7 protein-coding genes and 1 other RNA gene (1 of these 8 cut by a window edge) are annotated in these 6,173 nt (G+C 58.9%); all 8 read left to right on the top strand.

Annotated features, from left to right (window positions below; translation table 11 throughout):
• Window positions 1-3 precede the first annotated feature (3 nt).
• Entirely contained in the window at window positions 4-588 is a 585-nt protein-coding gene (locus DDIC_RS04945) for a manganese efflux pump MntP (RefSeq protein ID WP_136399416.1), read from the top strand.
• A 46-nt stretch (window positions 589-634) separates the two neighbouring features.
• A complete protein-coding gene (locus DDIC_RS04950; protein ID WP_136399417.1) occupies window positions 635-1,045 on the top strand; it encodes an OsmC family protein in 411 nt (136 codons plus the stop codon).
• A gap of 110 nt (window positions 1,046-1,155) precedes the next feature.
• Entirely contained in the window at window positions 1,156-2,271 is a 1,116-nt protein-coding gene (locus tag DDIC_RS04955; protein ID WP_168732470.1) for a glycosyltransferase family 2 protein, read from the top strand.
• Between the two features lie 108 nt (window positions 2,272-2,379).
• A complete protein-coding gene (gene glmU / locus DDIC_RS04960; RefSeq protein ID WP_136399419.1) occupies window positions 2,380-3,735 on the top strand; it encodes a bifunctional UDP-N-acetylglucosamine diphosphorylase/glucosamine-1-phosphate N-acetyltransferase GlmU in 1,356 nt (451 codons plus the stop codon).
• Between the two features lie 132 nt (window positions 3,736-3,867).
• Window positions 3,868-4,113 carry a cell division protein ZapB gene (gene zapB / locus DDIC_RS04965; protein WP_136399420.1) on the top strand — a complete coding sequence of 82 codons (246 nt, stop codon included), beginning with the start codon at window positions 3,868-3,870 and terminating at the stop codon, window positions 4,111-4,113.
• 6 nt (window positions 4,114-4,119) lie between these two features.
• The gene (zapA, locus tag DDIC_RS04970) at window positions 4,120-4,392 is read left to right on the top strand and encodes a cell division protein ZapA (protein WP_136399421.1); all 273 of its coding nucleotides are present in this window, start codon (window positions 4,120-4,122) and stop codon (window positions 4,390-4,392) included.
• Window positions 4,393-4,404: 12 nt separating this feature from the next.
• Window positions 4,405-4,588: non-coding RNA, 6S RNA (gene ssrS / locus DDIC_RS04975), on the top strand.
• 211 nt (window positions 4,589-4,799) lie between these two features.
• Window positions 4,800-6,173, top strand: partial view of a ribonuclease Y gene (gene rny, locus DDIC_RS04980; protein ID WP_136399422.1) — the 5' portion only. The gene runs 186 nt beyond the window's last position; the window shows 1,374 of its 1,560 coding nt (coding positions 1-1,374); its start codon is at window positions 4,800-4,802; the stop codon falls past the right edge of the window.

The raw sequence follows: 6,173 nt of genomic DNA on the forward strand, positions 1-6,173 counted from the left end.
TTTATGTCGTTTTATGCTGTTTTGCTGCTGGCCGTGGCCCTTTCCATGGATGCCTTTGCCGTGGCCCTGGCTTCTGGCTGTGCGTTGCGCGCCCCCAAGGCGCGTCACTATTTCAGACTCTCCGCCGCATTTGGTTTTTTTCAGTTCGCCATGCCTGTTGTCGGCTGGTATCTGGGTGTTACGGTGCGCTCGTACATGGAGACGTGGGATCACTGGGTCGCCTTTGCCCTGCTGGGCTGGATAGGCGGCAAGATGGTGCATTCCGGGTTTTCGGCCTTGCGGGCCCGTGAGTGCTGTGCGCGTCCTTCTGTGGACCCTACGGCGGGGCGCAATCTGCTGGTGCTGAGCGTCGCCACCAGCATCGACGCACTGGCTGTGGGGCTGTCGTTTGCCATTCTGGGAACCCCGGTATGGACTCCTTCTCTGGTGATCGGCGTGGTATGCGCGGTTATTACCGCCGCCGGGGTTTATCTGGGCAAGGCTCTGGCCAATCTCTGCGCGGTCAACGGCTGGGCTGAGCTTCTGGGTGGGCTGACCCTGCTGGCTATTGCCTGCAACACCCTGCGCGAGCATAATGTGTTTGGCTAATATTCCATATAACTGTCGTCAGCACGGCAAAACCGCAGGAGTTGCAATGGCTACCGTCAGCGCAAAATATCTTGGAGATCTGCGTGTGGAATGCGTCCACAACCAGAGCGGCACAAAAATCATCACCGACGCCCCTTCCGACAATCAGGGCAAGGGCGAGGCTTTTTCGCCCACCGATCTGTGCGCCACAGCTCTTGGGGCCTGCGCCATGACCATTATTGGCCTTTATGGCAAAACCCACGGTGTGGACGTGACCGGCACGGAAATGGAAATCAGCAAAACCATGAGCGCCGACCCGCGCCGTATCGGCAAGATCGAAGTGATCTTCAAGATGCCCGACCGCGACTATTCCGAGAAGGACAAAATCGTGATCGAACGCTGCACCCAATCCTGCCCGGTGCACCACACCCTGCACCCCGATGTGGAGCAGGTGTTTACGTTCGTCTGGAAAAAATAGATTTACAATCGGTGTTTTTCGCCCGCTGCGCGCGGGCCGGTTGATATAGCACCATGCGCGAGCGGGGCAGGGGGGCGGCCCTCTGCCCGCGCAGCATGGCAGGAGCCTGCATGTCCTCGCAAACCCTGGTGTCGGTGGTCATTCCCAGCCACAATTATGCCGCATTCCTGCCGCAGGCTGTGTCCAGCGTGCTTGCGCAGCGCGCTCCCGGCATTGATGTAGAAGTGATTGTTGTGGACGACGGCTCCACAGACGACACTGTTGAGGTCGCTCAAGGCCTTGGCGCGGACATCACTTTTATCCATCAGGAAAACACCGGCCCGTCCGGAGCCAGAAACGCCGGGCTGCGCGCGGCCAGCGGCGATTTTGTGGCTTTTTTGGATGCGGACGACCTTTTTGCCAAGGGACTTTTTGCCAGCCATCTGCGGGTTTTTGAGGCCCAGCCGGAGCTGGACATGGTCATCTGCCGCTGCATGGATATTCAGCACGGGCAGGGCGACCGGGGGCTGGCGCTCTGGTCGCTGGCCAACAGCCATTGGGACGTGCACGCCTGCAACGCCAACCTTGCGCCCATCCACTGTTTTTTGCTGCGCATGTCGTGCGCCCGGCGCGTCGGTTTTTTTGACGAGAGCATCCGTTATTGCGAGGATCAGGAATACTGGCTGCGCTGCTACGGGTACGGGGCCAAGGTAGGCGTCAACCCGGACGGATTGGTGCTTTACAGGCGGCACGGCGACAATTCCACCTGCGACATGCGGCCCATGTATCTGAACGACTCGTTTATGCAGGAAAAAATAGCCGGGATGCTGGGCGGTCTTCCGCATTTTCCCGATCATGCCAAGTGCGCGGGCTGGCTGGCCCACGCCGCTGGCTGCCTTGTTTCTGCCGGGTATCTTTGCCAGCTGGATCAGCAGCGCATGCTCGCAATGCAAAACTTTTTTACGCACGCCGTGCTCAATGCCGCGCCGCTGTTCAACCTGGACGCGCGGGGCGACGCCACCGACAATCTGGGGCTTGTCCAATATTACTACGGCGGGCGGTGTCTGCGCCTTCGCAACTGGCGCGGGCTGCAGCTGACGCCCGCCGCCGCCAAGGCGGTATTGGTGCTTAACCGGTTGTTTCCGAGGCTGGCCGATCTCTCGGCCGAGGCGCTCGACGCGCGCCTGCACAGCGCCTACGCCAAGCTTTGCGTTTCGGGCCTGCCGCCGCAGGTGCGCATGGGCTAGGTTTGGCCTGCTGCGCCGATTTGGCCTGCGGTCTTGCTGTTTGGCCCGCAAGAGGCTATTGCTCTGCCTGCACAGTTTCCCGCCATATGGCGAATGAAGGAGTTATTCATGCCGAAGAACGCGGCTCTGATTCTTGCGGCGGGCAAGGGAACCCGCATGCACTCGGACCGGCCCAAGGTGCTGCAGACGCTGCTGGGCGAACCCATGCTTGCCTGCGTCGTTGAGGCTCTGCGCCCTGTTTTTGCCGACGATATCTGGATCGTGGCCGGGCACCGCGCCGAAATGGTGCAAACCGCCTTTCCCGATGCCCGTTTTGTATTGCAGGAGCAGCAGCTGGGTACGGGCCATGCGCTTATTCAGGCCTTGCCAGCGCTTACAGAGGCCGGTTGCACCCATCTATTGGTAGTTAACGGCGATACGCCCCTGCTCTCGGAATCTCTGGTCCGCTATTTTTTGGCAGAGGCCGTAGGCTCGGACCTGGCTTTTGCCACCATTGAACTGGATAACCCCGGCGCGTATGGCCGCGTGGTACGCCAGCAGGGCAAGGTACGGGCTATTGTTGAAGCCAAGGATTATGACGTTTCTCTTTATGGCCCGGCCTCAAATGAGGTTAACGCTGGCATGTATTACTGCAGCCTTGCAGCTGTAGAAACACTTTTGCCGCACCTCAACAACAGCAACAAGAGCGGAGAATATTATATTACCGACCTCATCGGCCTCGCCGTTGCGGAAAAATACAATGTTCTTGGCATTCAGTGCGGGCGTGACGGTTCCCTCCTGGGGGTTAATTCTCCGCTGGAACTTTCGCATATGGAGGAAACCCTGCGTGCGCGTATTGTGGACGGCCTGCTTTCGTCCGGCGTCATCGTGCACGCGCCCGACGCAGTGCGCGTGGGGCCGCTGGCGCAAATTGAACCCGGCGCGGAGCTGACAGGCCCGTGCGAAATTTATGGCCGCACCAGCATCAGCCGGGGAGCAAGCGTTGCCTCGCACTGCGTCGTGCGCGACTGCTCCATTGCCAACGGGGCGGAGATCCGCTCGTTTTCGCATCTCGAAAAAGCCCGCGTGGGCTCGTCGGCCCTTGTGGGGCCGTTTGCCCGTCTGCGGCCCGGCGCGGTGCTTGAAGAGCAGTCGCACGTGGGCAACTTTGTCGAACTTAAAAAGGCCCGCCTCGGCAAAGGGGCCAAGGCCAACCACCTTACCTATCTTGGCGATGCCGAAATCGGCGAGGGCACAAATATCGGCGCAGGCACAATCACCTGCAACTACGACGGCAAGCACAAGTTTCAGACCAAAATAGGGCGCTATGCCTTTATCGGCAGCAACACCGCTCTGGTTGCGCCCGTGAGCGTGGGCGACGACGCCCTTGTGGGCGCAGGCTCGGTGATAACCCGCGATGTGCCCAACGGCGAGCTGGGCATAGCCCGCGAAAAGCAAAAAAACCTGCCCCGCAAAAATAAATAGGCAAGCCCAGCGGCTTGCGCCATAAGGGTTTTCAAGGCTTTTTACCCGCGTTAACGCTGCTTGACGCGGGTATTTTTTGGCCCGCGCGTATCCATTCTTGCCAAGGTCATGCCGCAGTGTTATCTACAAATCATGGAACTTTTGGAGCAGCTAGAATCGCAGGTCGAGGCGCTTTTGGCCCGGCTTGACCGCCTCAAGGCGGAGAACGCGAAAATCAGTGCGGAGTCTGCCGATGTGGCAGCCGAAAATGACGCGCTTGAGAAAGAAAACCAAAAGCTGCGTGAAGCTCTTGAAAACGAAGAAACGTTGCGGACTGAGGCGCTGAATCGCATTGACGCCTTGCTGCACAGGATTCAGGAGCACGACAGCGTCGAGTAGGTTTTTGTGAACCAGGATACTATCAACCTCACTGTTCTTGGGCTGAGTATTGCATTCAAGCCCGGCGCCGATATGAGGCGTGTGCAGGAAGCCGTGCGGCTGGTTGAGGATCGGTTTGCTGACCAGAAGCTGAGGTTCCACGGAGGGCAGACCAAGGACATTCTGCTGACTTTTATAGCCCTTGGACTGGCGGATGATTTGCTGCAATCGCAGAAAGAGCAGACGGACGTGCAGAATCGCGTCTCGGCCCTGCTTTCAAAAATAGAGGAGTCAACATAGGCTCCTTTGGGCGCTTCCCTGGGACGCGCGTGATTTATGCCTCGGTGCTAACCTGACAAGATTATAAAAGGGAGTCGTCACTGTCCTATAGTGTGCACGCCCGGCAAGACCGGGAAGCCTAAAAAGGACACACAGGCGCCCGACCTGGTTATCCAGGTTCTGTACCGCATGCATGACACGGCGCTCCGGGGAATGCGCCTACTTTTGACGTATCCGGCTGCCTTTCGCAGCGGCCGATGCTTTTGCGCAATTCACTTCACACCGTTTAACGGTATCCAGCCAGGGTTTCAGCAGCCCCTTTGGGCTCATTTTGCTACGGCGTGCGGCAGTTTTGCCGTTTGCCGGTGTTCGTCGGCCCGCGTTTTTTGACGCAGGGTCCGTATTGATAAAAGAGAGAGGCTGGATTCATGGATCCTTTGTTCATTGCAGCACTTGTTGCTGCGGCGCTGCTGGGGGTTGCGCTGGGGGTGTTGGCGCACAAGCATTCTGCCGCAAAGCGGGTGGGAGACGCCGACGATTTGGCGAAGCGCATAGTGGCGGAAGCGCGCAAAGAGGCGCAGGCCCAGAAGAAAGAAATTTTGCTTCAGGGTCAGGATGATCTGTTCAACCAGAAACGGGAGCTCGAAAACGAATTCAAGGAACGCGAGCGCGAGGTCAAGGCCCGCGAACGCAAACTTGAAGAAATGGGCGGCCGCCTTGAAGAAAAGCTCGAAAAAGCGACCACGAGAGAGCACGAGCTGCTGACCGCTGAAAAAGACCTGGCCCGCAAAGAGCGTCAGCTCGCCGAGTCAGAGGTCTTTCTGCAAACCCGTATAGACGAGCAGGAACAGCGGCTTTCGCAGATCGCCGGCCTCACCGCCGACGAGGCAAAAACCCGGCTTTTTGGTGAAATTGAAGCCAAAACGCGGCACGAATCAGCGCGCATGATCCGCCAGATCGAAATGGAAGCGCGCGAAACCGCCGACCGCAAGGCCAAGGAAATTCTCTGCAATGTCATCCAGCGCTACGCTGGCGACTATGTTAATGAGCAGACCGTGACGGCTGTGACCCTTCCCAGCGAAGACATGAAGGGCCGCATTATCGGGCGCGAAGGGCGCAATATCCGCGCGCTTGAGGCTGCCACCGGCGTCGATCTTATTATCGACGATACGCCTGAAACGGTCATCCTCTCCGCTTACAGCCCATTGCGCCGTCAGGTTGCAAAGATGGCGCTCGAGCGGTTGATTCAGGATGGCCGCATCCATCCCGCCCGCATCGAAGACATTGTGCAAAAGTGCGAGCAGGAGCTGGATACGCAGGTGCGCGAGGTGGGCGAACAGGCGACCTTTGACGCGGGCGTGCACGGTATCCATCCCGAAATTGTCCGCCTGCTCGGGCAACTGCGCTACCGCACCTCGTTCACCCAAAACGTCCTGCAGCACTCGCTTGAGGTATCGGCCCTCTGCGGCATGATGGCCGCCGAGCTTGGCATGGATGTCAAAAAAGCCAAGCGCGCAGGTTTGCTGCACGACATCGGCAAGGCTGTCGACCATGAGGTGGAAGGCCCGCATGCCCTTATCGGCGCGGACCTCGCCAAAAAGTATAACGAAAGCCAGGAGATCATCCACGCCATAGCCGCCCACCATGAAGATCAGCGGCCTTCCACGGCGCTTGCAGTGCTGGTGCAGGCTGCGGATTCCATCTCCGGCGCGCGTCCCGGCGCCCGCAAGGAGCTGCTTGAAAACTACGTTAAGCGGCTTGAAGACCTCGAGGGCATTGCCACCGGGTTTGAAGGCGTCAGC

It is taken from the genome of Desulfovibrio desulfuricans (assembly GCF_004801255.1).
Classification (GTDB): domain Bacteria; phylum Desulfobacterota; class Desulfovibrionia; order Desulfovibrionales; family Desulfovibrionaceae; genus Desulfovibrio; species Desulfovibrio desulfuricans_C.

Bases quoted from the DNA above. Each gene is read 5' to 3' on its own strand.
- DDIC_RS04945 (WP_136399416.1), top strand. From the start codon at position 4: ATGTCGTTTTATGCTGTTTTGCTGCTGGCCGTGGCCCTTTCCATGGAT.
- DDIC_RS04950 (WP_136399417.1), top strand. From the start codon at position 635: ATGGCTACCGTCAGCGCAAAATATCTTGGAGATCTGCGTGTGGAATGC.
- DDIC_RS04955 (WP_168732470.1), top strand. From the start codon at position 1,156: ATGTCCTCGCAAACCCTGGTGTCGGTGGTCATTCCCAGCCACAATTAT.
- glmU (WP_136399419.1), top strand. From the start codon at position 2,380: ATGCCGAAGAACGCGGCTCTGATTCTTGCGGCGGGCAAGGGAACCCGC.
- zapB (WP_136399420.1), top strand. From the start codon at position 3,868: ATGGAACTTTTGGAGCAGCTAGAATCGCAGGTCGAGGCGCTTTTGGCC.